This is a genomic window from Pseudonocardia sp. 2-7, from assembly GCF_056341085.1.
On record NZ_CP094507.1, the window covers coordinates 555167 to 576190 of the forward strand.

Sequence of the window (21024 nt, forward strand, 5' to 3'; positions counted from 1 at the left end):
GCTGATACGCGGGCCGCCGTCGCCGCGACAGCCGTGGCGTGACCACTCCGCAGAACCGCCACGGCGCCCCGGACCTCTCCGGCCCGCCGCAGCAGCAGTCCGGCCCGCACCGTGTCCCGCAGCAGTACCGGGGGCCCCAGGGCCCCGGACGCCACCAGCAGCAGTACGCGCAGGACCCGCGCGGTGCCGCGCCGCAGGGCTGGGCGCCGCACCACCAGCCCTGGCCGCAGCACTCCGGCGGCAACCCGAACCCCTACTACGACGGCCACCCCGAGGTCCCCTTCGGCGGGCCGCCCTTCGGCCGCACCAACCCGGGCGGGGTCCCGCAGCAGGCCCGCGGCCCGCAGCAGCAGGCCCCGGCCGCCACCGGCGCCCAGCCCTGGCCGAGTGCGGCCCGGCGCGGCGGTGTCCCGCAGCAGCGCACCGCGGCCCCGGCCGTCCCCGCCGTCGCCCCGCGCAACGGGTTCGGCGTCACCGCGCTGGTGCTCGGGATCCTGGGCCTGCTGTTCTCCTTCATCCCGATCATCGGGATGATCGCCTGGCCACTGGTGCTGCTGGGCCTGCTGTTCGGTGTGCTCGGTGTCGTCCGGGCGAGCAGGGGCCGGGCGGACAACCGCGGCGTCGCGATCGCGGGCACCGTGCTCTCGGCGATCGGGCTCGTGGTCTGCGTCCTCTACGCGTCGGTGTTCGCCGCCGCGGTGTCGGGTCTGCCGACGACCTCCTCGACGGCGACTCCGGCCGTGGCCGGGTCGGGAGCCTCCGGCGCCTTCCCGGGTGCGACCGCCGACGACGTGGTCGCCGATGCAGGTGAGACGCTGACCGTCGGGAACCTGCAGATCGCGGCCACCCCGCTGCAGCCGGGCGACTCGACCATCGGGCAGACCCTGTGCTCGGACGTCACGTACACCAACACCGGATCCGGTACGGAGTCCTTCAACGGGGGCTTCGACTGGAAGCTCCAGGACCCGAACGGCGCGGCGCTGATGACCACGCTGCTCGGTTCCGACTCGCTGCTCTCCGCCGGCCAGCTGGCGCCCGGCGGCACCACGACCGGCACCGTCTGCTTCGACCGGCCGAGCGGCGCGACCGGGCAGTACGTCCTGCTGTACGACGCGATGGACTTCTCCAACAGCCGCGGAGCCTGGCTCAACCAGGTCGGCTAACCCCAGACGGACGCCGGGACGCTCGGCAGCGACGCGCCCGCGCAGTCGCTGGAGTGGTCACGCACGACGAGCGTCCCGACGGACGACGAGGCCCTCCCCGGGGACGCCCGGGGAGGGCCTCCCCACGTCCGGGGTCAGGCCGCCAGCCCCACCGCGAGGGCCAGCACGCCCAGCAGCGGCGGCCCCAGCTGGATCGACGCCGGCCGCCGCTTCGACGGGTCCGACAGCAGCAGCACCAGACCGGCGGCGACCATCGAGCCCGCGCCGGTGAACACCAGCGTCGCGCCGACGCTGCGGGCGCCCGTCGCGAACACCACGGTCCCGAGCAGCACGGCGACGGCGAGGAACAGGTTGTAGAAGCCCTGGTTGAACGCCAGCGTCCGGGTCTGCTCCGCCTCCGCGCGGTCCGTACCGAAGGTCGCCCGGGCCCGGTCGGTGGTCCAGAGCAGCGACTCCAGCACGAAGATGTAGACGTGGATCAGCGCCCCGATCCCGGTCAGCACCAGCCCGACGACGATCACGACGGCCCCCTCCGCGGCGGAACCGTTCCGCCGCAGGGGGACCGTAGTGGGACCGGCGACGGCGGGGTCAGCGGCTCGCGGCCCGCCGGTACTGCCGGCTCGCCAGCGGCGCGAACACCGCGACGATCACGACCGACCAGATCAGCACGTAGAGCACCGGGTGCTGCAACGGCCAGGCGTCCGAGGCGGACGCCGAGGCCGGGATCGCGCCGTCGTTGCCGAACAGGGTCCGTGCGGCCGCGGTGACCGCCGAGACCGGGTTCCACTCGGCGAACACCCGCAGCGGGCCGGGCAGCGAGTTCAGCGGCACGAAGGTGTTCGCCAGGAACGTCACCGGGAAGATCACGATGAACGACGCGTTGTTCACGACCTCCGGGCTCGGCACCAGCAGCCCGACGAACGCCATCACCCACGAGAACGCGTAGGCGAACACGATCAGCACCGCGAACCCGGCGAGCGCCTCGCCGACCGAGGTGTGGATGCGCCAGCCGACCAGCAGCCCGGTCAGCGACATCACGACCAGCACGATCAGGTTGTTCACCACGTCGGACAGGGTCCGGCCGGTCAGCACCGCCGACGACGACATCGGCAGCGAGCGGAACCGCTCGATGATGCCCTTCTTGACGTCCTCGGCGAGCCCGGCGCCGGTGTTCGTGGCCCCGAAGATGACGGTCTGGGCGAAGATCCCGGCCATCAGGAACTCGCGGTACCCGGCCCCGCCGCCGGCCGGGTCGATCGCGCCGCCGAAGACGTAGGCGAACAGCAGCACGAACATGATCGGGGACAGGGTGGTGAAGACCAGCAGGTCCGGGACCCGCTTGATCTTGATCAGGTTGCGCTTCGCGACGACGGAGGCGTCGGCGAGCATGGTGGCGGCGGCGTTCACGGGGTCGGCTCCTCGGCCTGGTCCGCCTCGTCGGCGGGGCGCCCGGTCAGGGTGAGGAAGACGTCGTCGAGCGTCGGGCGGCGCAGCCCCGCGTCGTCGACCTTGGTGCCGGCCTCGGCGAGCCGGTCCAGCGCGGCGCGCAGCACCTCGACCCCGCCGCTGACCGGCATCGTCAGGGAGCGGCGGTGCCGGTCCAGCACGGCCTCACCCACGCCGAGCGAGGCGAGCAGTGCGGAGGTGGGCTCCAGGTCGTCGGCCAGGCTGGTCGTGACCTCCAGGCGCTCCCCGCCGACCTGCGACTTGAGCTCGTCCGCGGTGCCGCGGGCGATGACCCGGCCGTGATCGATGACCACGATCTCGTCGGCCAGCGCGTCGGCCTCCTCCAGGTACTGGGTGGTGAGCAGCAGCGTCGTCCCGCGCGCGACGAGCCCGCGGATCACGTCCCACAGGTCGTTGCGGCTGCGCGGGTCCAGCCCGGTGGTCGGCTCGTCGAGCAGCAGCACCGGCGGGTCGGCGACGAGCGCCCCGGCCAGGTCGAGCCGGCGGCGCATCCCGCCGGAGTAGGTCCGGGCCGGACGGTCCGCGGCGTCGGTCAGGCCGAAGTCGGCCAGCAGCTCACGGGCCCGGTCCCGGGCCCGGCGCCGACCCAGGTGGTAGAGCCGCCCGACCATCTCCAGGTTCTCGAAGCCGGTCAGGTACTCGTCGACCGCGGCGTACTGCCCGGACAGACCGATCCGGCGGCGGACGCCTGCCGGGTCGGCCAGCACGTCGACGCCGGCCACGGTGGCCGCGCCCGCGTCCGGTGTCAGCAGTGTGGTCAGCACCCGGACGACCGTGGTCTTCCCGGCGCCGTTCGGGCCCAGCAGGCCGAGCACCGTCCCCTCCGGCACCGACAGGTCGACCCCGTCGAGCGCGCGGAGCGAACCATAGGTCTTGACCAGTCCCGTGGCGCGGATCGCGTCCGGCATCGTGTTGTCCCCCTCGGAAGGTGCGAGTGGGGGCCACTGTGCCCTACGACCCTGACAACCTGCGTCCTGATTCGGCCCGGCGGCGCGCGTGGGCGAGCAGCATCCGGCGCCCGACCAGCATCAACGCCGCCGACACCAGCATCACGACGGCGTTGACCGTCCACGCGGTCGGGAAGCCCGCGTGGGTGGCGAGCGAGCCGAAGACGATCGGTCCGGCGAAACCGCCGGCGTAGACGCCGACCTGCACGATCGACGTCGCCGCGGCCGGGGCGGACGGGTTGAGCCGCACCACGGCGAACTGCAGCAGACCCGGCCACGCCCAGCCCAGCCCGAACGCCAGCACCACCCCGACGACCAGCGCGGGCGTCCCGGGCACGGCGAGCAGCCCGAACCCGCCGGCGCCCGCGGCGAGACTCGCCGCGACGACGGCGACGTGGCCGCCCGAGCGCATATCGGCCAGCCACCCGTGCAGCATCCGCACCGACAGCCCCACCACACTGCCGAGGGTCAGCATCAGCCCGGCCAGACCGGGGTCGATCCCGCGGTCCACCGCCGAGGCGACCAGGAAGATGCCGAGCGCGGTCGCGGTCCCGGCCGCGAGCCCGGAGGCGGCGCCGATCACCGCGAGCGCGGCCGTCGCCCGGTCGCCGGACCCCGTGCGGGCCGCCGGGCGGGCGTCGGTGCGCGGGCACGCGAACAGTGCCGCCAGCGCCAGCAGCGCGCCGATCCCGTACGCCCAGCGCCAGCCCACGGTCAGCGCCACCGCGGGGACGGCCAGCCCGGCCAGCAGCGTCGCCGCGGGGATCGCGGCCTGCTTCACCCCGAACGACAGCCCCATCCGGTGGGCGGGCACCGAGCGCGCGAGCGTCAGGTTCGACGACAGCTGGCCCATCACGTTGCACCAGGCGCCGCAGAGCAGCAGGACGACGAGCGCGACGTAGGACCGCGCGCCCAGAGCCAGGGCCGCCATCAGCACCGCCGCCCCGACGACGGCGATCCGGCTGGTCACCCGTGATCCCACCCGCTCGACGACCATGCCGACCGGCAGCGAGCACAGCGCGCTGACCCCGAAGTACAGCGCGACGACCAGCCCCAGCCCGGACGGGTCGAAGGCCAGGTCGCGCGAGAGCTGCACCGATAGGGCGCCGGTGAGGAACACCGGGAGCACCGACGCCGTCGTCACGACCACCGCGCCGGTCGCGACGCGGAAGGCGGACGGCGACGCGGTGTCCGTCGTGGCCAGTTCGGTTGCGATGCTCACGTTCAGCAACGCTAACCGATATGCGTTAACCCTGGATGCGCGAGTCCCCGCGGCCGGCCCACTCCTTCTCGCGGAGCTCGAACTTCTGGACCTTGCCGGTGGAGGTCTTGGGCAGCTCGTCGACGACCTCGACGTACTTGGGTGCCTTGTACCGGGCGATCCTCGTCTTCACGTGGTCGATCAGCTCCTGCGGCTCGGCGGAGCGGCCCGGCTTGAGCACGGCGAAGGCCTTGCAGACCTCGCCCCACTTCTCGTCCGGCACCCCGACGACGGCGGCCTCCAGCACCGCGTCGTGCGAGACGATCGCCTGCTCGACCTCGACGGTGGAGATGTTCTCGCCGCCGGAGATGACCACGTCCTTGGCCCGGTCGCGCAGCTCGACGTAGCCGTCGGGGTGCACGACGCCCAGGTCGCCGGAGTGGAACCAGCCACCCCGGAACGCCTCCGCGGTCTTCTCCTCGTCGCGGTGGTAGCCCTTCATGACGTTGTTCCCGCGCATCACGATCTCGCCCATCGTGGCGCCGTCGCGGGGGACGTCGGCCATCTCCTCGTCGACCACCCGGACCCGGTCCGCGCACACCATGCCGACCCCCTGGCGGGCCTGGAGCCGGGCCCGTTCCTCGCCGTCGAGGTCGTCCCAGGCGTGCTGGTACTGGTTCACCGCGTACGGCCCGTAGGTCTCGGTGAGGCCGTACACGTGCACGATGCGGAACCCCATCCGCTCCATCTGCAGGATGGTCGTCGGCGACGGCGGCGCGCCGGCCGTCGTGATCGTCAGCCGGTAGTCCAGGGTGACGGCCTCGGGTGAGTTCATGATCGTCGTGACGACGGTCGGGGCGCCGTTGAGGTGGGTGACGCCGTGCTCGCCGATCAGCCGCCAGATGGTGTCGCCGCGGACCTCGCGCAGGCAGACGTGGGTGCCGCCGATGGCCGTCACGGCCCACGGGGTGCACCAGCCGTTGCAGTGGAACATCGGCAGCGTCCACAGGTAGACGCTGTCCGCGGTGTGCCCGGAGTGGACGATCTCGCCGAAGGAGTTCAGGTACGCACCGCGGTGGTGGTACTCGACGCCCTTCGGGTTGCCGGTCGTCCCCGAGGTGTAGTTGATCGTGATGGTGGCCCGCTCGTCGTCGACGGCCCAGGGCCGCGGGTCGTCCGAGCCGCGGGCGAGCAGGTCGGCGTAGCCCGTCCCGGAGCCGACGCCGTCGCCGGGCGCCGCCGGGTCGACGACGGTGACGATCTCGCGGACCGTGGCCAGCTCGTCGGCGACCGGGCGGACCGTCTCGTACAGGACGGCGTCGACGACCAGCACCGTGGCCGCCGAGTGGTCCAGGATGTAGCGGACCTCCTCGGTCGACAGCCGTGTGTTGATCGCGACCAGGACCGCGCCCGCCAGCGGCACCGCGAAGTGCGCGACGAGCATCTCCGGGACGTTCGGCAGCAAGTAGGCGACCCGGTCACCGGGCTCGACGCCCGACGCGGCGAGGGCGTTCGCCACCCGGGTCGCCTCCGCCGCGAACTCGGCGTAGGTGTGCCTGCGGTCGCCGTAGACGATCGCCGTGGACTCCGCGAACACCTCGGCCGAGCGGCCCAGGAAGGCCAGCGGGGTGAGCGGGGTGGTCCAGACGTCGGTCGTCGCGCCCTGTGTCACGGTCGGCTCCTTCGCAGGCGGTGCACTCGTCGCCGCGATTCTGCTCGCCGCGAGGAGTACCCGGCAACCCGCGCCGGCCGAGCCCCCCGACCGCCGGGGCTCAGCCCTCGATCGTGATGGCGGCCTTGGGGCAGCTCCGTGCCGCCTCCTCGACCTTCGGCCGCAGCGACTCGGCCGGGTTCTCGTCGAGGATGTAGAGGTAGTCGTCGTCGCGCACCTCGAAGACCTCCGGCGCGACACCCATGCAGACCGCGTTGCTCTCGCAGCGGTCGAAATCCACGATGACCTTCATGGCATCCATGGTGCCCCCGCCGTGCCGACGCCGCAGGACTGAGGGCTCCCTGACCTGCGGTTATGCTTCCCTTCCTCGCTCGGGAAGGCCGCAGGTCAGCGGCTGTCGCGGGTCTGCGCGGCGGTCGGCAACGGCTGCGGCGCGAGGTTCGCGCGGGCCTGCACGGGCGTCGGCGGCGGGGTGGTGTGCGGCACCCCGGTGAGGAGCGCGGTCGTCGACCGGGTGGTCACCGGGATGCTGCCGACCGAGGGCAGGCGCACCTCGTCGGGTTCGAGCATCGCGGCCACGCCGAGCAGGGCGCCGAGCGCCACCGGGGCGGCCAGTGCCGCGAGTCGCAGTCGCGCCGGGTCCACGGCACACCTCCACGTCGACGACCGCGCGGGGGATGCCGGGGAGCGGCAGCGGCCGTCGACCAACCATCGGGTCGCGGCCGTCCGCCGTTACCGCCATCGGGTGATCCGGGTCAAGCGGGGCGCATCCGGACCACCCGATGGAGGGCGCTCACTCCCTCCGCAGCACCGGACGCAGCGTGTCCAGCACCGACGCGTCGTCGATGGTGGAGGGCACCGGCTCCTCGGCGCCGTCGGCGATCCCGCGCATCGTCTTGCGGAGGATCTTGCCGGAACGGGTCTTGGGCAGGGCCGGGACGATCGCGACGTCCTTGAGGGAGGCGACCGCGCCGATCTGGTCGCGCACCATCTGCACGAGCTCGGCGCGCAGCCCGTCCTCGTAGCCCTCGGCGTCGCTGTCGACGCCGGACTTCAGCACCACGAACCCGCGCGGGACCTGCCCCTTCATGGTGTCCGCGACGCCGATCACCGCGCACTCCGCGACGTCCGGGTGCGAGGACAGGACCTCCTCCATCCCCCCGGTGGACAGACGGTGGCCCGCGACGTTGATGACGTCGTCGGTGCGGCCCATGACGAAGACGTAGCCGTCGGCGTCGAGGTGCCCGCCGTCGCCGGTGAGGTAGTAGCCCTCGAACGCCGACATATAGGAGTTGACGTAGCGCTCGTCGTCGTTCCACAGGGTCGGGAACGCACCGGGCGGCAGCGGCAGCTTCGCCACGATCGCGCCGTCGACACCGGGCTCGGCCGGGTCGCCCCGCTCGTCGAGGACCTGGACGTCCCAGCCGGGCATGGCACGGGTCGGTGAGCCGGGCTTGATCTCCAGCAGCTCGATGCCCGCCGGGTTGGCTGCGATCGGCCAGCCGGTCTCGGTCTGCCACCAGTGGTCGATGACGGGGATGCCGAGCAGATCCGAGGCCCAGCGGTGGGTCTCGGGGTCGAGGCGCTCGCCGGCGAGGAAGAGGTACTTCAGCGAGGACACGTCGTACTGCCCGAGGAACGTGCCCTCCGGGTCCTCCTTCTTGATCGCCCGGAACGCCGTGGGCGCGGTGAAGACGGACTTCACCCCGTTCTCCTGGACGACCCGCCAGAACTGTCCGGCGTCCGGCGTGCCGACGGGCTTGCCCTCGTAGAGCACGGTCGTCGCTCCGGCCAGCAGCGGCGCGTAGACGATGTAGGAGTGGCCGACGACCCAGCCGACGTCGGACGCGGTGAAGATCGTCTCGCCGGGGCCGACGTCGTAGATGTTGGGCATCGACCAGGCCAGGGCGACGGCGTAGCCGCCCGAGTCGCGCACCACGCCCTTCGGCTTGCCGGTGGTGCCGGAGGTGTAGAGCACGTAGAGCGGGTCGGTGGCCTTCACCGGAACCGGGTCGGCGGGCGTGGCGTGGGCGACGGCCTCGGCCCAGTCGACGTCGGTCGGGCCCAGCTGCGCGGTGGCCTGCTCGCGCTGCAGGATCACCGTGGACGTGGGCTTGCGGTCCGACAGCTCGATCGCCCGGTCGAGCAGCGGCTTGTACTCGATGACGCGCTTGCCCTCGATGCCGCAGGACGCCGAGACGACGACCTTGGGCCCGGCGTCGTCGATCCGGACGGCGAGCTCCTTGGCGGCGAACCCGCCGAAGACCACCGAGTGGACGGCGCCGAGGCGGGCGCAGGCGAGCATCGCGATCGCGGCCTCGGGGACCATCGGCATGTAGACGACGACCCGGTCGCCGTGGCCGATGCCCTGGTCGCGCAGCACGCCCGCGAACAGCGCGACCTCGTCGCGCAGCTCCGCATAGGTGTAGGAGCGCCGCGACCCGGTGACCGGCGAGTCGTACACCAGGGCCGTGCGGTCGCCGTTCCCGGCGTCGACGTGCCGGTCGAGCGCGTTGTACGCGACGTTCAGCTCGCCGTCGGGGAACCAGCGGTAGAACGGCGGGTTCGACTCGTCGAGCGCGCGGGTCGGGGTGACGTCCCAGTCGATCCCGCCGGCCGCGCGGAGCCAGAAGCCCTCACGGTCGTCCACACTGGAACGGAAGATCTCCTCGTAGGCGGTCACCGTCGTCCTCTTCCCCTGGCGATCCCGGCGGCCCACGGTGGCCGCCCCTCGTGTCGCCGACGACCCTAGGAGGTGACACCGACAACGCGCAGCCCTCTAGTGGGCGGACCGCTCCGGAGGGACGGGCCGTTCGGCGACGACGACGCGCCGATCGTCGCAGTGTGACCGGGCGGATCCGTAACGTGATCGGGTGACGGCCCGACACAGCGCGTGGGGGACCCGTCCGATCCGCGGGCGGGCCCACGGACGGGAGGCGGTGCCGGTGCGGCCCGACGACGGTGCGGTCCGGTGGCGTGGCAGGCGGGGTGCCGCCGGTGCGGCGGTGCTCGGGACGCTGCTCGCCGGGTTCGTGGCCGCGGGCTGTGCCCCGGTCCCGTCGGTCGTCCCGGCGGCGGCCGCGGCGACGACGTGCACCCCCGGCTGGACGGCCGCCTGGCACGCCGCGCAGCAGGCCGTCCCCGGCGACAGTCTCGCCGGCCGGACGCTGCGGATGGTGGTGCGGCCCGGCGCGGCGGGGGAGGAGCTGCGGCTGCGGCTGTCCAACCGGCACGGCGACGGGCCGCTGCGGATCGCGGCGATGACCGTCGGCGCCACCGGCCCGGGCGCCGCGGTGACCCGGCCGGTCCCGCTGACCGTCGGCGGGGCCCCCGTGGCCGACATCCCGGCGGGTGCCGAGGTGCTGACCGATCCCGCACCGGTCGCCGCCGCGGCGGGCGTGCCGCTGACGGTGAGCCTGTTCCTGGCCGAGGTGCCGCGCACGATCGGCTCGCACCCGGTCGCGATGCGCACCGCGTGGCTGTCCGGGCCGGGGGACCGCACCGCGGCCCCGGACGCGGCGGGCTTCGGCACGACCCTGCAGTCCTGGCCGGTGCTGACCGGTATGGAGGTCCTGGCGGCCCGCCCGGACGGCGCCGTCCTCGTGATCGGGGACTCCCTCGTCGACGGCGTGGGCTCCACCCCCGGCGGCGACGACCGCTTCCCCGACCAGCTCGCCGCCCGGCTGGCCGCGGCGGGCGGCGACCGGCCGATGACCGTGCTGAACGCGGGACTGTCGCGCAACCAGCTGCTGCAGGACGACCCGCCGGCCGGCGGTGACGCGCCGTCGACCCGCTGGGACGACGACGTGGCCGCCGTCCCCGGCGTGCGCGACGTGGTGCTGCTCGTCGGCACCAACGACCTCGCCGCCGGCGCGGCCGCCGGTGACCTCGTCGCCGGGCTGCAGGGCTTCGCCCAGCGGGCCCGCGCCGCGGGGCTGCGCGTGTTCCTCACCACCATCCCGCCGTCGGCCAGTGGCGGTCGCGCCACCCCGACGGCCGTCGCGGCCCGGGACGAGGTGAACGGTTGGCTCCGTTCGGACGGTCGTCGCTGGGCCGACGGGGTGATCGACGCGGCCGCCGCACTGGGCGACCCGGGTGACCCGCACCGGCTCCGTCCGGATCTGGACTCCGGCGACGGGCTCCACCCGTCGCCCGCCGGGTACCGGGCGCTGGCCGCATCCGTGCCGGTCGGGGAGCTGTCCGGCAGCCCCTGCCGGGTCTCGCCGGATCGCTGAGCCGCACCCGTCCCGCACAGCGCTGGGTGACCGGCCGTCACCCGGGAAGGGGCGTGCGGGGTCCCCGCACGATGGGTAACGTCTTGGTCACGGCCACAGCACGTGGCGGTACCGACGGACACCGGCACGCGGCGCGTCCCACGGACGGGCCCGGAGCAGGTCCTGGCGGCCTACGGGGAGGCCTCGTGACCATCGGCGCGAAGCGCGGCATCGACGACGACACCAGTTCCATTCCGGCGCCGCGGAACGCGGCCGACGCCTTCAAGGTCTCCGACGACCAGGTGCAGCGCGCCCGGCTCGTCGTCGCCCGGAACTCGGACGACTCCGAGGATCTGCGCGAGCTGCTCGACATGCTGGGGCTGATCTCCGGCAACCCGGAACAGCCGCCACCCGTGGCTCGCTGACCTGCGGCGACGCCGGAACCGGGGGGTGGTTGCAGGGCCCCTCGGAGCGGTGTCGTAAGGTTTCCTCACTCCCAACGGACAGCCGTTGAGGGAAGGTCGAGGCCCTCGGGCCTGGTCCCAGCCCCCATCGTCTAGCGGCCTAGGACTCCGCCCTTTCAAGGCGGCAGCGCGGGTTCGAATCCCGTTGGGGGTACCGCGAGACACATCGGCTACGATGCGTCTCGCGAGAGCAAGGCCCAGTGGCGCAGTTGGTTAGCGCGTCGCCCTGTCACGGCGAAGGTCGCGGGTTCGAGTCCCGTCTGGGTCGCTCCACTCTCTGGATCTCCGGTTCACCGGAGGCCGGGGCCAGGTAGCTCAGTTGGTACGAGCGTCCGCCTGAAAAGCGGAAGGTCGGCGGTTCGACCCCGCCCCTGGCCACAGTCCTGATCCCCCGCAGAGCCGGTCGGTAGCCACCGACCGGCTCTCGTGCGTTCCGGGGTCGGTTCGGTCACGATCGGCCGATGAGCTCCTACCCGCACGACATCACCGTCCCCGGCCCGCCCCGGCTGGAGGAGGTCTCCGACGGGCTCTTCGCCTACGTCCAGCCGGACGGCACCTGGTGGATCAACAACACGGGCCTGCTCGTCGGGCCGCAGGGGGCCGTCGCCGTCGACTCCTGTTCCACTGAGCGCCGGACGCGGGCCTTCGCGGCCGCGATCGGCGAGGTCACCGACCGGCCGGTCCGCACGCTGGTCAACACCCACCACCACGGCGACCACACCTGGGGCAACGCCCTGTTCTCCGGCGCGACGGTCGTCGCGCACGAGCGGGCACGCGCGGAGATGATCGCCTTCGGCCCGCCCCGGGACCTGCCGTTCTGGGACCACGGCGACTGGGGCTCGCTCCCGCTGGACCCGCCGTTCCTCACCTTCATCGACCGCATCGCGCTGCACCTGGGGGACCTGCGGGCCGATGTCCTCCACGTCGGGACGCCCGCCCACACCACCAACGACGTCCTCGTGCACGTACCCGACCGGTCGGTCCTCTACTGCGGGGACCTGGTGTTCAACGGCGGTACGCCGTTCCTGCTGATGGGCTCGGTGACCGGCGCGATCGACGTCCTGGAGCAGGTGGTGCTCCCGCTCGGGGCCGCGACGACGGTGCCCGGCCACGGGCCGGTGTTCCGGGGCGACGGGCCGCTCCGGGACACGGTCGACTACCTGCGGTTCGTCCTCGACCTGGCCGAGCGCGCCCGCGACGCCGGCATCCGCCCGCTGGAGGCCGCCCGCGACACCGACCTCGGCCGGTTCGGCGACTGGCCGGACGCCGAGCGCATCGTCGGGAACCTGCACCGCGCCTACGCCGAGCTCGACGGCGCCGAGCGCGGCGCCCCGATCGACAGCACGGCCGCGCTCGCCGAGATGGTCGAGTACAACGGCGGACGCCCGCTCACCTGTCTGGCGTGAGCACCGGTCGCCGCTCCCGCAGCGCGACGACGGCGCCGGCCACCACCAGGACCGTCAGCACCCCGGCTGCGGCGACGGTGGGCGTGTCCGGCTCGACGAGCGGCTGTCCGCGCAGCGCCTGCCAGGTCAGCAGGGCGAGCACGCCGGTGTAGCCGGCGGCGGCCGTCGTCATCAGGTCGCGACGCACCCGTGGGTCGGCCAGCCGTGCCACCCGCCCTGCGGCCAGCTCGAACACGATCAGCAGCAGCGGCAGCAGCTGCAGCGCGTGCATCCCGACGAAGTGCGGGACGCGCAGGTCGCCGCCCAGCGTGCTCCACCCGACCAGCGGCAGTCCCGGGCCGCCGTCCGGGACGCCGACGGTGTGCGCCCCGGCGATCCCGCGGAAGTCGGCGAGCTGGTCCGGGGTCGGTGACGTCATCAGGAAGCCGAGCGCCATACCGGCCAGCGCGAGCACCGCGCCGGCGCGGATCGCGACCGTGCGGGCGGGGTCGAGGTCGCGCACCGCGAACAGCCCGGCGGCGACCCACGACGTCGCCAGCCAGACGAGGACGATCGAGATCCCCATGGTGGTCCACAGGCCCGCGTCGAGCCGGGAGGTGTAGTTGAAGTGGCTGGTCGTGCCCCGCCCGGCCTGGACGGCGATGACGACCATCTCCACCACCAGGGCCACCGCCGCGACCGTGCCCGCGAGGAACGCGCCACGGGTCCGGCCGCGCCGGGAGCGCAGCTGGTCGTACAGCCAGGCCCAGGTCACGCAGAAGATCGCGATGGAGACGGCGAACTTGGTGGGCTTGAGCCACACCGGCGCGCCGAGCACCTCGCGCGGGTCGACGAGGGTGCCCAGCAGGCCGAGCGGGACGGCCGCGGCGCAGACGAGACCGACGACCATCAACGGACGGTGCCACGCGAGGATGTTCCGCATGTGGATACTGTAACTATCGGATAGCTGGACTGTCCATGTGATTCTCGTGGAACCGTGCGCGGCCCGCGTCCGTTGTCCACCCGTGTCCGTGATCGTCGACCGAGCCCTGCGTACCGCCGTCACCGTGTTGCCGCGACGGTGGCGGACCGACCGGCGCTCGGCCCTGGTCGGGCTGACCGCGCTGCGTCCGCACCTCGGCGTCGCCGGACTGGGGGTCGCGGGTCTCCTGCGGCTCACCGGGCTGCGCCGCACCGCGACGGCGGTGGGCCTGGCCGGCGCCGCGGCCGCCGCTCCCGCACTGCGACGGGTGCTGCCGCGCCCCGACGGTCCGCTGCCGGACGGGCCCGAGCTGACCGTGCTCGTCGCGAATGTGCTGCTGGGGCGGGCCGACACCGGCGCGCTCGCCGCGACGGTGACCCGGGAGCGGCCGGACGTCGTCGTGCTGCCCGAGGCGGGCGTCGCCTACCTCGACCGGCTCCTGCCCCTGCTCGGCGGCTACCGCGGCTGGTCATCGGTCCCGCCCGGCGTCCCGGATCAGCGCGGCACGGTGGTGCTGGTCGCGCCGCGGGCCGGGGAGGTCGACGTGCGGCCCGGGCAGGGGATGCGGCTGCCGTACCTGGAGGTCACCGGTGGGCTGCTCGGTGCCCGGACGCTGTACGCGGTGCACACCTCCGCGCCCACGAACCCGCGGTGGACCGAGCTGTGGGCCGGTGAGCTCGCGCTGATCGGGGAGTGGACCCGCACCCGACCGGCGCCGGTCGTGGCCGGGGACCTCAACGCCGTCGTCGACCACCGGCGGCTGCGCGACGCGTCCGGCGACTGCGTCGACGCCACCGACGGCACCGGGCGGGGGCTCGTGGGGACCTTCCCGTCGTCGCTGCCGCGCTGGGCCGGGATCCGCATCGACCACGTGCTCGTGCCCCGCGGGTCGGTGACCCGCCGCCACGTCGTCCTCGAGACCCCAGGCAGCGACCACCGCGCGGTGCTGGTGACGGTGCGGCTGCCCGGGACTCAGGACCCGGCGCGGTAGCGCTGCGCGGAGCGGCTCTCCTGGGCGATCCGGCGCAGGGCCGCGAGCAGGGCGTCGCCGAGGACGGTGCCGACCAGTGCGGTCTCCGCGGCCTCCTCGCGGTCGGTGGTCCGCCCGATCGCGGCCAGGTCGCCCTCCGCGGCGCGGTCGGCGGCCTCGGCCCACGCCCGCAGGGTCTCCTCGCCGGGGCCCCAGCCCAGCTCGTGCATCCGGGCCAGCACCGACCGGGCCCCGGCCAGCGCGGGCGCGTCCTTCCCGACCTGCCAGCCCACGTGGGCGACGGCTCCGGCCAGGTCGGCCTCCGCCTCGTCGAGCGAGCCGGATGCGCCCACGTCGCCGGTGATCGCGTAGACCGTCCGGCCGAGCATGTCGTGCAGGCCGACCGCGGGGTCGTCGACGGCCGACAGCACCTCGCGGACGGTCGCGATCGGCAGCCCGCCGACCTCGACGAGCGCCCGGATCAGGCGCAGCCGGCGGACGTGCGCGTCGTCGTAGCGGGCCTGGTTCGGTGACGTCGTCTCGCCGCGGGGCAGCAGGCCCTCGCGCAGGTAGTACTTGATCGTCGCGACGGGGACACCGGACGACCGGGACAGATCCGAGACTCGCACATCGGAGACTCTAGCTATCCGTTTCGGTCCGGGGTTCCGACAGCCCGTCGACGAGGCCGAAGGTCACCGCCTCCGCCGCCGACAGCCAGCGGTCCCGGGCGTCGTCGGGCAACGGGGCGCCGCAGTACGCCGCGGTCAGCGACTCGATCTCGCGGCGGCGTCCGGCGAGGTGGTCGGCCCGGACCCGCACGTCGCCGGGGTGCGAGCCGCGGACCGGCCCGTCGGCGGTGGGCAGGAACGCGGCGTGTGCGCGGGCGAGCCGTTTGCCCGGCGTCCCCGACGCGACGAGGAACGGCACCGGGCCCGCGAGCGATCCCACGGCGACGGTCGCGACGTCGACACCGAGCGTGCGGATCGTGTCGTGCACCGCCATCGCGGCGACCGGGGAGCCGCCGGGCGCCAGGACGTGCAGGGTGATGTCGCGGCGCGCGTCCTGGGCGGCCAGCAGGAGCAGGCGCGCGCAGGTCTCGGCGGCGACGTCGTCGTCGATCTCGCGGGCGAGCAGCACGATCCGCTCGCCGAGCAGACGGTCGGCGGGGTCGGACGGGGTGGACAGGACGGGCATCGGATCTCCGCTCCTCGGGTGCCGCCCGACACTAGGGCCGGGTCGGGCCACCTGAGCTGCGGTTACGCCGACGGCGGACGGGGTTCGCCCTCGGCGGAGGTCGGGTCGGTGCCCGCGGTCGCGACCCGGCGCAGCAGCGTGCGGAGCGCGCCCTGCTCGTCCGGGGAGAGCGGCGCCAGGATGTGGGCCTCGGCGGCGCGCAGTCGCGTCTCGGTCTCGCAGAGCAGCGCCCGGCCGGCCGTGGTCAGCACGATCCGGCGGGCCCGTCGGTCGTTCGGGTCGGGGTGCCGCTCGATCAGTCCCGCCTCCTGGACCTTGTCCAGCAGGTAGGTCATCACGGTGCGGTCCACGCCGAGCTTGCGGGCGAGTGCGAGCTGGGTGGGCGGATCGTCCCCGGCCGCGGCGGCGAGCACCTGGAAGCCGCGCTGACCGCCGGGCAGCGTGCCGACGACGCACTGCACCGCCGTGGCGTGGTCGCGGGCGACCCGGGCCAACGCCCACGCCAGGTCGCACTCGACGCTCTGCGGGGCGGACGGACCGGACATGGTCACAGGGTACGCGCTTGCCAAGGTCGTCTCTCGCGCAGATACTCTGTTCAACAGAACATCTTCGCCCCAGATCCACCGGGAGGTCGTCATGTCCCTGTTCCGACTCGACGCGAGCATCCGCACCGAGGGCTCCGTCAGCCGCGAGATCGCCGACGAGGTCGAGCGCGCCTACCTCGACGCGCGACCGGGCGCCGAGGTCGTCCGCCGTGACCTGGGCACCGCCCCGCTGCCCGCCGACCTGTGGACCACCGCGGTCGCGGCCGGGTACGTGGCCGAGGCCGACCGCACCCCGGAGCAGCGCGGGGCCCTCGCGCGCATCGCGGAGCTGGCCGACGAGGTGCTGGCCGCGGACGCCGTCGTCATCGGATCGCCGCTCTACAACTTCGGCATCGCGGCGCACCTGAAGACCTGGGTCGACGCCCTGATCACCGACCCCCGGTTCGCGCCGGGCAGCACGCCCCTCGCCGGCCGCCCGGTCGTGCTCGTCGTCTCCCGGGGAGGCGGCTACGGGCCGGGCACCCCGCGCGAGGGCTGGGACCACGGCTCCGGCTGGATCACCCGCATCCTGCGCGACGTGTGGGGTGCCGACGTGACCGTCGTGGAGACGGAGCTGACCCTGGCCGACGTGGTGCCCGCGATGAGCGAGCTGCGCCCGCTGGCCGCGGAGAAGCGCGAGCGCGCCCGCATCGACGCCCGGACGGCCGGGGAGCGGGTCGCCGCGGTGACGCCGGCCGCGTGAGGCCCGGTCAGGGGGCGGCGCGCAGCGCGGCGAGCCGCTCCCGGGCGTAGCCGGGCTCGACGGTCCAGCAGACGGCGACCTCCCACGCGTCGACGGCGCGGCGGGCCTCGCGGGCAGCCCCGGGCCCACCGTCGAGGTCGAGCGCCGTCCGGTCCACCCGGCACTCGTCCCAGTCGAGCAGGCCCGGACGTCCGTCCAGGACCCGGATGTTGCCCAGGCCGGGGTCGCCGTGGACGACGGCGACCGGACCGCCCACCACGGCCCACGCGGCCCGGCACTCCGCGACGACGTCGGACGGCATCGCGGTCAGGTCCACGTCCCCGCCCCGGACGGCGCCCGCGAGCAGCTCGACCGTGCCCACGAACCCCGGCCGCTGGCTCCGCCCCGAGGTGAGGGCGTGCAGCCGGTGCAGCTCGGCAGCGACGGCGGCCTCGTCGCCCGGCCCGGGTGGGTCGCCGTCGAGCCAGGTCCGGACGACGACCGCCCCGCACCGCCGCCGTCCGTCACCGGTCGGGACGACGTCGGGTACGCGGAAACCGTGGGCCCGCAGCTCGCCGGTCAGGTCGAGCTCCCAGTCCAGCGCCGCGGGCGTCCGCCCGCTCCGGTGGACCACCAGCCGTCGGCTCCCGTCCGTCGCCGCCCAGACCGCGCCGCGGTGCCCGCCGCCGAGCCGGGCCGTGATGCGCAGCCCCGGCCAGGCGGCGAGCCCGGGCGGCGTCAGCCGGCCTTCGGCTCCCACAGCTCCGGCCGGTCGGCCAGCTTCAGCGGCAGCCCGAAGTAGCCGAACAGCTCGGTGTTGAGGAAGATGCTCAGCCCGGTGACCGCCCCGTCCTCGATCCGCAGGGCCGTGATGCCCCAGGCCTCGAACTCGCCGTTCGGCCCGGACGGCTTCCACTGGGCGAAGCCGACCGTCCCGTTGATCTCCACCGGAGCCACCCGCGACCCGCGGCAGCCCTGCCCGGGGCCGGTCGCCATCCAGGCGATGACGTCGTCCCGGCCGCGGAACCAGAGCTCCAGCGGGGGCATGTTCTGCTCGACGTCCTCGTGGAGCAGCGCCGTCAGCGCCTCCATGTCGAACGCCTCGAACGCTGCCATGTAGCGCATCAGCAGCGCGGTCTGCGCCGGGTCCATCGCCGGGGAGGTCTGCGGCGCCGCCTCGGAGATGCCCTGTTCGCCCAGGGTGGCGCGGGCGCGCTGCAGGGCGCTGTTGACCGACGCGACCGAGGTGTCCAGCAGCTCGGCGACCTCGGCGGCCTTCCAGCACAGGACCTCGCGCAGGATCAGGACGGCGCGCTGGCGGGCCGGCAGGTGCTGCAGCGCCGCGATGAACGCGAGCCGGATCGTCTCCTTCGCGACGGCCTTGTCCGCCGGGTCCCCGGCCGGCGTCGACATCCGGGCGTCGGGCATCGGTTCGAGCCACTCGGCGTCGGGCAGCGGCTCGCGCAGCGACTCGGCGACCGGCGCGCCGGGGCCTCCGATGTCCATCGGGACGGCGCGGCGCTTGCGCCCGTTCAACGCGTCGATGCAGACGTTGGTGGCGATGCGGTACAGCCAGGACCGCAGCGAGGAGCGACCGTCGAACTTCGCGACGCCCTTCCAGGCCCGGACCATCGTGTCCTGCACCGCGTCCTCGGCCTCGAAGGCCGAGCCGAGCATCCGGTAGCAGTAACCGGTCAGCTCACGCCGGTGGTCCTCGAGGCGTTCCTCGGGTGGCCGCTCGTCCACGGTGGTGTCGGCGGCCCGTGCGGGTGCGCTCATGGTTCCCCCTCGACGTACCCGTCCGGGTGGGTCCCGGTCCGTCTGGCCGCGAGTGTGCCGCGCCACACCGACAAAGTGGAGGGCCCGCGCGACGAACGGCCGCCGAACAGGGGCGACGTGCGCCGACGGGCCGGCCGCGACGTGGGATGATCGAGGCCGACGGCGTTCCGCTCGACCCTCCCGGTCCGCCGGTCGCAGGCACGACGGAGGAGTCGGGGAGCACGGCGGGGCGACGATGTCAGCGGTGACCGAGAACGACGGGATCGGGAGTACCGGCGGGGGCGGGGCGCGCCGCGCCGGTCGTCGCCCGGTCACGTCCCGCTCGGAGATCGAGCACATCGCGCTGGAGATGTTCAGCGACCAGGGGTTCGAGCACACGACCGTCGACGACGTCGCGCACGCCGCGGGGATCGGGCGTCGCACGTTCTTCCGGTACTTCGCCTCCAAGAACGACATCGCCTGGGGCGCCTTCGAGGAGCAGCTGGTGCGGATGCGCGCGGTGCTCGCGGCCCAGCCGTCGGACCTGCCGACGCTGGAGGGGGTCCGGCGGGCGGTGCTGGAGTTCAACCACGTCGAGCCGGACGAGCAGCCCTGGCACCGGCGCCGGCTGCGACTGATCCTGCAGACCCCGGCGCTGCAGGCGCACTCGACGCTGCGCTACGCCTCGTGGCGGGAGGTCGTGGCCGACTACGTGGCCGAGCGTCGTGGCGAGGACGCCTCGGAGCTCGTCCCGCAGAGCGTCGGACACGCCTGCCTGGGCGTGTGCATCGCGGCCTACGAGCGCTGGCTGGCCGACGACGGCTCCGAGCTCGCCGACCTGCTCGACGAGGTGCTGCGGGCGCTGCAGCGGGGCTGGGCGACCGAGCTCCCCTGAGACGCACCGCGACGGCGCCCCGGTGCGGGACGCCGTCGCGTGGTGGTGCCTGCGTCGCAGGTCAGCGGGTGGTGCCGAACAGTCGCTCCCACAGACTCGGGCGGGTCGGGGCGGTGTCCTGGGTCCGGGCGTCGGCCGGGGCCTGCGGAGCGGCGGTGCCGTCCGGGGCGGTGGCGACGGCCGGGGCGCCCGGTGCTGCCGGGGCCGCGGGCACGGCGGGAGCGGCCGGGGCACCCGGAGCTGCAGGGGCCGCCGGAGCGGCCGGGACGGCCGGGGCCGCCGGAGCGGTGGGCGCACCCGGGACGGCGGGTACCGCCGGGGCCGCGGGAGCGCCCGGGGCGGCCGGCGCCTGCGGGAGGGCCGGGGTCTGGGGGGCCGCCGGGGCCTGCGGGGCGGCCGGCGCCTGCGGAACGCCCGGAGCGCCCGGGACGGCCGGGGGCTCGGGGGCCTGCCGGCCCGCGGTGTCCGAGGTGACGGCGACGGCCGGGGTCACCGAGGCGGCCGGCGCCGCGGGGGCGACCGGGGCGGCGGGCGCCGCGGGGGCGACCTGCGCCACCGGAGCCGCCGGGGCCGCGGGCACGGCGGGCGCGGCCGGCGTCCCCGGGACGGCGGGGGTGGCCGGCACCGCGGGAGCGGCGGGGGCCGCGGGCACGGCCGGAGCGGCGGGCGCAGCCGGGACGGCGGGCACGGCCGGTGCCGCCGGCGCACCCGGAACGGCCGGGGCGGCGGGAACCTGCGGCGCGGCCGGCGCGCCGGGGACGGCCGGAGCGGCCGGGACGCCCGGAGCCGCGGGAACGCCCGGTGCGGCCGGGGTCGGCACGTCCTGGACGGGGACGGTGGTGTCGGTGGGCGTCGCCGGGGCGGTCGCCGCGCCGTTCCCGAAGAGCGTGTCGAACAACCGGTCCAGCGGGCCGTCGGACACCGCGGCGGGCGCGTGGGTGACGGTCGTGACCGGGGTGGAGGCACGAACGGGCTCGGCCGCGCCGGCCACGCCGGCGCCGTACACACCCAGGGTGCCGATCATGAGGGTCAGGGCGACGGAAGTGGTGACTCGGGATCGCACGGTCTCTCCAGTTCGCTGTGCTGCTGCACGGGGTGACGGACGGCGCTGAGCTTGCGGTCACCGGGCGTCGTCCACCAGTGGCCCGATCGTGGCCACACGAGTCACAGGGGCCCCATCGGTCACGCTGTGAGCGGATCGCACCGCAACGCACCCGGAACGGGCGACCCCGTCCGGGGACGGAGGGGGCCGTTGGACGGGCCCGGACCGCCGTCACCACCCGAATCGGGGAGGACGGGCGCCCGGCGCTCACCCGACGGCGTGGAACACGTCCTGCGCTCACCCGTTCGGGACGGTGATGACCGCCCGTCGCCGATCGGCGGATCGGATCTCACGTTCCGTGATCGCGCCGGAGTGGTGCGACGGGCGGTCGGCGTCGCGGAACG

Annotated in this window: 22 protein-coding genes and 3 tRNA genes; 10 read left to right on the forward strand and 15 right to left on the reverse strand. The window is 74.6% G+C overall.

The features are described 5' to 3' along the window. Positions 1–38 precede the first annotated feature (38 nt). Positions 39–1163, forward strand: a complete 1125-nt coding sequence (locus MTO91_RS02820; protein ID WP_476653659.1) for a DUF4190 domain-containing protein — start codon at positions 39–41, stop codon at positions 1161–1163. Between the two features lie 134 nt (positions 1164–1297). Here MTO91_RS02820 and MTO91_RS02825 read toward each other — a convergent pair whose 3' ends face one another. The 8 genes from MTO91_RS02825 to MTO91_RS02860 all read right to left on the reverse strand — a co-directional run bounded on the left by MTO91_RS02825 (position 1298) and on the right by MTO91_RS02860 (position 9133). Then, the gene (locus tag MTO91_RS02825) at positions 1298–1684 is read right to left on the reverse strand and encodes a DUF1304 domain-containing protein (RefSeq protein WP_476653660.1); all 387 of its coding nucleotides are present in this window, start codon (positions 1682–1684) and stop codon (positions 1298–1300) included. Positions 1685–1751: 67 nt separating this feature from the next. Continuing rightward, on the reverse strand, positions 1752–2570 hold the full coding sequence (locus MTO91_RS02830) for an ABC transporter permease (RefSeq protein ID WP_373324059.1): 819 nt from the start codon (positions 2568–2570) through the stop codon (positions 1752–1754). After that, positions 2567–3538, reverse strand: coding sequence for an ATP-binding cassette domain-containing protein (locus MTO91_RS02835; RefSeq protein WP_251787183.1), 972 nt, complete (start codon positions 3536–3538; stop codon positions 2567–2569). Before MTO91_RS02835 ends, MTO91_RS02830 begins: the two co-directional genes overlap by 4 nt. A 43-nt stretch (positions 3539–3581) precedes the next feature. Continuing rightward, entirely contained in the window at positions 3582–4799 is a 1218-nt protein-coding gene (locus MTO91_RS02840; RefSeq protein WP_476653663.1) for an MFS transporter, read from the reverse strand. A 25-nt stretch (positions 4800–4824) separates the two neighbouring features. Continuing rightward, positions 4825–6450, reverse strand: a complete 1626-nt coding sequence (locus tag MTO91_RS02845) for an acyl--CoA ligase family protein (RefSeq protein ID WP_476653665.1) — start codon at positions 6448–6450, stop codon at positions 4825–4827. A gap of 100 nt (positions 6451–6550) precedes the next feature. Continuing rightward, entirely contained in the window at positions 6551–6742 is a 192-nt protein-coding gene (locus MTO91_RS02850) for a ferredoxin (RefSeq protein ID WP_062399810.1), read from the reverse strand. Between the two features lie 95 nt (positions 6743–6837). After that, entirely contained in the window at positions 6838–7095 is a 258-nt protein-coding gene (locus tag MTO91_RS02855; protein WP_405419821.1) for a hypothetical protein, read from the reverse strand. Between the two features lie 148 nt (positions 7096–7243). After that, positions 7244–9133 (reverse strand): propionyl-CoA synthetase, encoded by a 1890-nt coding sequence (locus MTO91_RS02860; RefSeq protein WP_476653666.1) that lies wholly within the window; start codon positions 9131–9133, stop codon positions 7244–7246. Positions 9134–9323: 190 nt separating this feature from the next. Between MTO91_RS02860 and MTO91_RS02865 the strand changes: the two genes are divergently transcribed. From MTO91_RS02865 to MTO91_RS02890, 6 genes are all read left to right on the forward strand, one after another. Then, positions 9324–10685, forward strand: a complete 1362-nt coding sequence (locus tag MTO91_RS02865; protein ID WP_476653668.1) for a GDSL-type esterase/lipase family protein — start codon at positions 9324–9326, stop codon at positions 10683–10685. Between the two features lie 185 nt (positions 10686–10870). Continuing rightward, positions 10871–11089 (forward strand): hypothetical protein, encoded by a 219-nt coding sequence (locus MTO91_RS02870; protein WP_062399816.1) that lies wholly within the window; start codon positions 10871–10873, stop codon positions 11087–11089. 120 nt (positions 11090–11209) lie between these two features. Further along, positions 11210–11282, forward strand: a tRNA-Glu gene (locus MTO91_RS02875). Between the two features lie 40 nt (positions 11283–11322). After that, positions 11323–11396 (forward strand) — tRNA-Asp (locus MTO91_RS02880). 36 nt (positions 11397–11432) lie between these two features. After that, positions 11433–11506: transfer RNA gene (locus MTO91_RS02885), tRNA-Phe, on the forward strand. An 83-nt stretch (positions 11507–11589) separates the two neighbouring features. After that, complete coding sequence (locus MTO91_RS02890) at positions 11590–12534, forward strand: MBL fold metallo-hydrolase (RefSeq protein ID WP_476653669.1); 945 nt, start codon at positions 11590–11592, stop codon at positions 12532–12534. Here MTO91_RS02890 and MTO91_RS02895 read toward each other — a convergent pair. Next, complete coding sequence (locus MTO91_RS02895; RefSeq protein ID WP_476653671.1) at positions 12518–13456, reverse strand: hypothetical protein; 939 nt, start codon at positions 13454–13456, stop codon at positions 12518–12520. The genes MTO91_RS02890 and MTO91_RS02895 overlap by 17 nt on opposite strands. A gap of 124 nt (positions 13457–13580) precedes the next feature. Between MTO91_RS02895 and MTO91_RS02900 the strand changes: the two genes are divergently transcribed. Next, a complete protein-coding gene (locus MTO91_RS02900) occupies positions 13581–14486 on the forward strand; it encodes an endonuclease/exonuclease/phosphatase family protein (protein WP_476653673.1) in 906 nt (301 codons plus the stop codon). Here MTO91_RS02900 and MTO91_RS02905 read toward each other — a convergent pair. The 3 genes from MTO91_RS02905 to MTO91_RS02915 all read right to left on the reverse strand — a co-directional run bounded on the left by MTO91_RS02905 (position 14468) and on the right by MTO91_RS02915 (position 16204). Further along, positions 14468–15094, reverse strand: coding sequence for a MerR family transcriptional regulator (locus MTO91_RS02905; protein ID WP_405419809.1), 627 nt, complete (start codon positions 15092–15094; stop codon positions 14468–14470). The two genes, MTO91_RS02900 and MTO91_RS02905, sit on opposite strands and share 19 nt — an antisense overlap. A gap of 10 nt (positions 15095–15104) precedes the next feature. Beyond that, entirely contained in the window at positions 15105–15659 is a 555-nt protein-coding gene (locus tag MTO91_RS02910) for an ATP-dependent Clp protease proteolytic subunit (RefSeq protein WP_357439189.1), read from the reverse strand. 62 nt (positions 15660–15721) lie between these two features. Then, positions 15722–16204, reverse strand: a complete 483-nt coding sequence (locus tag MTO91_RS02915) for a MarR family winged helix-turn-helix transcriptional regulator (RefSeq protein ID WP_251787193.1) — start codon at positions 16202–16204, stop codon at positions 15722–15724. A 91-nt stretch (positions 16205–16295) separates the two neighbouring features. On the opposite strand from MTO91_RS02915, the gene MTO91_RS02920 reads away from it, so the two are divergent. Further along, a complete protein-coding gene (locus tag MTO91_RS02920; RefSeq protein ID WP_346105864.1) occupies positions 16296–16946 on the forward strand; it encodes an FMN-dependent NADH-azoreductase in 651 nt (216 codons plus the stop codon). A 7-nt stretch (positions 16947–16953) separates the two neighbouring features. Here MTO91_RS02920 and MTO91_RS02925 read toward each other — a convergent pair whose 3' ends face one another. Further along, the gene (locus MTO91_RS02925) at positions 16954–17685 is read right to left on the reverse strand and encodes an aminoglycoside phosphotransferase/kinase family protein (protein ID WP_357439184.1); all 732 of its coding nucleotides are present in this window, start codon (positions 17683–17685) and stop codon (positions 16954–16956) included. Beyond that, positions 17664–18704 carry a sigma-70 family RNA polymerase sigma factor gene (locus MTO91_RS02930; RefSeq protein WP_476653675.1) on the reverse strand — a complete coding sequence of 347 codons (1041 nt, stop codon included), beginning with the start codon at positions 18702–18704 and terminating at the stop codon, positions 17664–17666. The genes MTO91_RS02925 and MTO91_RS02930 overlap by 22 nt, the downstream gene beginning before the upstream one ends. A 235-nt stretch (positions 18705–18939) precedes the next feature. Between MTO91_RS02930 and mftR the strand changes: the two genes are divergently transcribed. After that, positions 18940–19578: a mycofactocin system transcriptional regulator gene (gene mftR / locus MTO91_RS02935; RefSeq protein WP_208824584.1), complete on the forward strand. Its 639-nt coding sequence runs from the start codon at positions 18940–18942 to the stop codon at positions 19576–19578. A 61-nt stretch (positions 19579–19639) separates the two neighbouring features. Here the strand turns inward: mftR and MTO91_RS02940 are convergent, their stop codons facing one another. Beyond that, a complete protein-coding gene (locus MTO91_RS02940; RefSeq protein ID WP_476653677.1) occupies positions 19640–20602 on the reverse strand; it encodes a hypothetical protein in 963 nt (320 codons plus the stop codon). Positions 20603–21024: the final 422 nt, after the last annotated feature.

What these genes read in the sequence shown, in the direction of transcription:
- MTO91_RS02835 (WP_251787183.1), bottom strand. Translation starts at nt 3,538, where the DNA reads ATGCCGGACGCGATCCGCGCCACGGGACTGGTCAAGACCTATGGTTCG.
- MTO91_RS02850 (WP_062399810.1), bottom strand. Translation starts at nt 6,742, where the DNA reads ATGAAGGTCATCGTGGATTTCGACCGCTGCGAGAGCAACGCGGTCTGC.
- MTO91_RS02890 (WP_476653669.1), top strand. Translation starts at nt 11,590, where the DNA reads ATGAGCTCCTACCCGCACGACATCACCGTCCCCGGCCCGCCCCGGCTG.
- MTO91_RS02895 (WP_476653671.1), bottom strand. Translation starts at nt 13,456, where the DNA reads ATGCGGAACATCCTCGCGTGGCACCGTCCGTTGATGGTCGTCGGTCTC.
- MTO91_RS02910 (WP_357439189.1), bottom strand. Translation starts at nt 15,659, where the DNA reads ATGCCCGTCCTGTCCACCCCGTCCGACCCCGCCGACCGTCTGCTCGGC.
- MTO91_RS02915 (WP_251787193.1), bottom strand. Translation starts at nt 16,204, where the DNA reads ATGTCCGGTCCGTCCGCCCCGCAGAGCGTCGAGTGCGACCTGGCGTGG.
- MTO91_RS02920 (WP_346105864.1), top strand. Translation starts at nt 16,296, where the DNA reads ATGTCCCTGTTCCGACTCGACGCGAGCATCCGCACCGAGGGCTCCGTC.
- MTO91_RS02930 (WP_476653675.1), bottom strand. Translation starts at nt 18,704, where the DNA reads ATGAGCGCACCCGCACGGGCCGCCGACACCACCGTGGACGAGCGGCCA.
- mftR (WP_208824584.1), top strand. Translation starts at nt 18,940, where the DNA reads ATGTCAGCGGTGACCGAGAACGACGGGATCGGGAGTACCGGCGGGGGC.
- MTO91_RS02940 (WP_476653677.1), bottom strand. Translation starts at nt 20,602, where the DNA reads ATGATCGGCACCCTGGGTGTGTACGGCGCCGGCGTGGCCGGCGCGGCC.